At 57.9% G+C, this 3,063-nt stretch carries 3 protein-coding genes; all 3 read right to left on the bottom strand.

Annotated elements, in window-relative coordinates; genetic code table 11:
* Window positions 1–245 precede the first annotated feature (245 nt).
* A complete protein-coding gene (gene fabG / locus ACIOU6_RS27745; protein ID WP_221729346.1) occupies window positions 246–986 on the bottom strand; it encodes a 3-oxoacyl-ACP reductase FabG in 741 nt (246 codons plus the stop codon).
* 16 nt (window positions 987–1,002) lie between these two features.
* Complete coding sequence (gene fabD, locus ACIOU6_RS27740; RefSeq protein WP_221729347.1) at window positions 1,003–1,941, bottom strand: ACP S-malonyltransferase; 939 nt, start codon at window positions 1,939–1,941, stop codon at window positions 1,003–1,005.
* A 123-nt stretch (window positions 1,942–2,064) separates the two neighbouring features.
* Window positions 2,065–3,063: phosphate acyltransferase PlsX (plsX, locus tag ACIOU6_RS27735; RefSeq protein ID WP_401139916.1), on the bottom strand; the 999-nt coding region annotated here is incomplete at its 5' end.

The following is a 3,063-nucleotide window of genomic DNA, read 5'->3' as shown; positions in this document are numbered from 1 at the left end:
CCAGTTGCTCGGCAACGATTTTCTTGACGCGCTCTTCGATGGTGCTCATACCTTGTTTTCACTCCTAATGGAAAAATTAAGGCAGCTGGCAGGTGGGTAAGTGTATAGAAAGACTTTTCAGCTTTTCAACTGAAAGCTTCACTCCTCAAACCCTGCAGCCCTCTGTCTATAAATAGATTGCAGCTTTATAACGGATTTTAGACAGCTCGTATGACATTTTTTTGAAGCAATCCGTCACATTTTACTTACATGTACATCCCACCGTTCACCGGGATTGTAGCCCCAGTGACGTATGCCGCACCGTCGGATGCAAGAAAAGCGACCACAGACGCGATCTCTTGAGCTTGTCCCAGACGACCCAGCGGAATCTGCGTCTGCAAGGCTTCACGCTGTGCTTCAGGCAGTTCGCGGGTCATATCGGTGTCGATAAACCCTGGGGTTACCGAGTTGACCGTAATCGAACGCGAACCGACTTCACGCGCCATTGCACGACTGAAACCTTCCAGACCGGCCTTGGCGGCTGCATAGTTTACTTGGCCTGCGTTGCCCATGGCACCCACCACCGAGCCAATACTGATAATTCGCCCCCAACGCGCCTTGGTCATGCCACGCAGAACGCCCTTGGACAGGCGATATAGACTGTTCAGATTGGTATCGATCACGTCGTACCATTCATCGTCTTTCATGCGCATCATCAGGTTATCGCGGGTGATACCGGCATTATTCACCAGGATTGCCGGCGCACCGAACTGCTCTTGAATGCTCGCCAGCACACTGCTGACCGATTCGTCACTGGTGACGTTGAGTTCCAGACCGGTACCCTGAATGCCATGTTCTTTCAGAGTAGCGGCGATAGCCTCGGCACCCTTGGCAGAAGTCGCGGTACCGATGACGGTAGCGCCCTGACGACCCAGTTCCAGTGCGATGGCCTGGCCGATACCGCGGCTTGCACCGGTGACCAGTGCAACTTTACCTTGCAGACTCATGCAAGCTTCTCCTGATTCAGGCTTGCGCTGCGCGAGCGGCAGCGAAAGCGTCTGGGGTATTGAGGTTGGAAGTCGCAACGCCTTCGGCGCAACGCTTGTTCAGACCGGCAAGCACCTTGCCCGGCCCGCACTCGACCAGATTGGTCGCGCCCTTCGCGGCCAGAGTCTGTACCGACTCGACCCAGCGAACTGGCTTGTAGAGTTGTTCGAGCAGATCACGCTTGAGGGTTTCCAGATCGGCCGGCACTTGCGCGCTGACGTTCTGTACCACAGGGATCTGCGGCGCCTGCCAGTCGATGGCGGCGATGGCTTCGGCAAAGCGCTCGGCAGCCGGACGCATCAGCTCGCAGTGCGACGGCACGCTCACCGGCAGCGGCATGGCACGCTTGGCACCACGAGCCTTGCAGCCTTCAATGGCGCGCTCGACAGCCGCCTTGGCACCAGCAATAACCACCTGGCCCGGCGAGTTGAAGTTGACGGCGCTGACCACTTCGCCTTGCGCCGCTTCAGCACAGGCCGCGAGCACGTCGGCGTCTTCCAGACCAAGGATGGCAGCCATACCACCCTGCCCGGCCGGTACGGCCTCCTGCATCAACTGACCACGGCGCTCAACGAGCTTCACCGCGTCAGCCAGCTTCAGGCTACCTGCAGCAACCAGCGCACTGTATTCACCCAGGCTATGACCGGCAACGAAAGCTGGACGCGCGCCACCTTCAGCCAGCCACAGACGCCACAGGGCAATCGATGCGGTCAGAATGGCCGGTTGGGTTTTATCGGTTTGATTGAGCAGCTCTTCCGGCCCTTGCTGGGTCAACGCCCAAAGGTCATAGCCCAGAGCATCGGATGCTTCTTTGAAAGTTTCGAGGATCAATGGATGTTGCGCGCCCAACTCGGCCAGCATGCCGAGGGACTGCGAACCCTGTCCTGGAAAGACGAATGCGAGGGAAGCAGACATGTAACAAGCCCCTAATGATCTTGTCGTCGAATAATGACGCCCCACTTGGGGACGCAAGAAACTGACAGTTGGATGGCCCTTTGAACCGGGCGGTCACATTTAAGCATTGTCCGACGAAAACGCCTAAGACAACAAATCCTCCAGACGACCGTGGAGACGCTCGGGCAGGTTCTCCTGAATCTCGATCAACGCACGCTCAATAGCACTCTGAAAGCCTTCAACCCCGGCCGACCCGTGACTTTTCACCACAATACCCTGCAAACCCAGAAAGCTTGCGCCGTTATGTCGCGCCGGCGCCAGATCAGCCTGCAAGCGCCTCATCAATGGCAACGCCAAGGCACCGACAGCGCGTGTGGCGAGGTTGCGCCTGAACAGCGCTTCGATACGCGCGGCGATCATCGTCGCCAACCCTTCGCTGGACTTGAGCAGGATATTGCCGACAAAGCCATCGCATACCACCACGTCCGCCTCGCCGCGATACAACCCATCGCCCTCGACGAAACCGATGTAGTTAATCCCTCGCGCCGCTTGCAACAAGGTGGCTGCCAGCTTGACTTGCTGATTACCCTTGATGTCTTCGGTGCCAATGTTCAACAACGCCACGCGCGGACGGGCGATGCCCAGCGTCTGCGCCGCCACCGAGCCCATCACAGCGAACTGCAAAAGATGCTCGGCACTGCAATCGACATTGGCGCCCAGATCAAGCAACTGGCAATACCCTTTCTGTGTCGGGATCGCCGCAACCATGGCTGGCCGATCAATGCCAGGCAACGTTTTGAGGACAAATCGCGACAGCGCCATCAACGCCCCTGTATTGCCAGCACTGACACAGGCCTGAGCCTTGCCATCACGCACCAACTCCAAGGCGACACGCATCGACGAATCCGGCTTGCCACGCAAGGCTTGGGTCGGTTTCTCGTCCATTGTGATGACTTCAGACGCCGCAACAATTGTCAGGCGCGCGCGATCGGCAGCCGATTGGCCGTTGATCAATTCTTCAAGAAGGGAGGGTTGACCGACGAGGGTCAGGTGCAGCGAGGGTGTAGCAGAAAGGCAAGCAAGGCTGGCCTGAACAATGCTGCGGGGACCGAAGTCCCCGCCCATTGCGTCAATCGCGATGAC

Origin of the sequence: Pseudomonas sp. NPDC087615 (assembly GCF_044743445.1) — a bacterium.
Classification (GTDB): Bacteria; Pseudomonadota; Gammaproteobacteria; order Pseudomonadales; family Pseudomonadaceae; genus Aquipseudomonas; species Aquipseudomonas baetica_A.
This window is presented reverse-complemented; position numbering and strand designations above follow the sequence as displayed.